The following is a 1,006-nucleotide window of genomic DNA, read 5'->3' as shown; positions in this document are numbered from 1 at the left end:
CGCGACAGCGGTGCGGAGCACGTTCCCGCTAACGGGAACAGCGGACAGGGGGAAAGCAATGGCCGCACCAGTGGTGCAGAGCACCTTGGCCAACATCAAGTTGACTTCCTTCTGGAACGGGCCAACTACGCCGGCCTGACGTTGCGTCTACTGGAAGAAGCTGAGGCCAGGGTGGTGGTGCTAAACCTGCCCAGCAGCTTTGTGGTACCTCAAAACCTGGGCAACGAGAACTTAGATGCCCCTCTGCGTCAGGTGGTGCAGCGCTACCCAGATCGCTTGGTCCTGGCCACCCGCAGCAGCGAGAGCTTTGGCCGCTCCGAGATTAACATCTACAACCATTTTCTGCCCTTCTCTTCTCTGCGGCTGGAGTACCTGGTGCCGCCAGAGCATGTGCAGGGGGTGGTGCAATATCAGGTGGATAGGGCCGGGATCCTGCGCCAGGCCCAGTTGCGGGGGCTCTACCTGCGCCGCGACAGCCAAGAGGAGCAGATGTTCGCCTCGGTCGAGGCTCTGGCTTTTGCCAAATACGACCCGGAGCGGGCCAGCCGCTGGTTTCGAGAACGGGGTTTGCAGCCGATTCAATTCAACCCCCTCGGCTCCCAGCACGGGATCCCCATCATCCCCATCGAACGGGTTTGCCCTCCAGCTGTTCTCCAGGCAGGATCCGGGTCTGTTGCCCCGATGATCAACCCCAGCCAAGCCTGCCGCGGCCAAGAAGGGATCCCTCCCCTTGACCCCGAAGTTGCCGACCAATTGCGGGACAAAATTGTCCTGGTGGGTTTTGTGGGCGGCTACCCCGAAACCTTCCCGGTGCGGACTGCGGATGGATCCCAGATTGCGGCGGTGGAGCTGCAGGCGCAAGTCCTCTCCAGCCTGCTCACCGGGGAGGTCTACCAATCCGTGCCGGGGGGGGTGGCGGTTGCGGTGGTCTTGCTGCTGGGAGTGGGAACGGGACTGCTTTTGGTGCTTTATCGTCCCCCCCTACGTTCGCGTCAGCGGTGCGGAG

Annotated in this window: 1 protein-coding gene; it reads left to right on the top strand. The window is 62.4% G+C overall.

The features are described 5' to 3' along the window. Window positions 1-1,006: CHASE2 domain-containing protein (locus NW819_RS14005; protein ID WP_414414122.1), on the top strand; the 1,006-nt coding region annotated here is incomplete at both ends.

Source organism: Synechococcus sp. R8-2, assembly GCF_047461715.1.
Classification (GTDB): domain Bacteria; phylum Cyanobacteriota; class Cyanobacteriia; order Thermostichales; family Thermostichaceae; genus Thermostichus.
The sequence above is the reverse complement of the archived record's forward strand: the minus strand, read 5'-3'. Positions and strand labels throughout refer to the sequence as shown.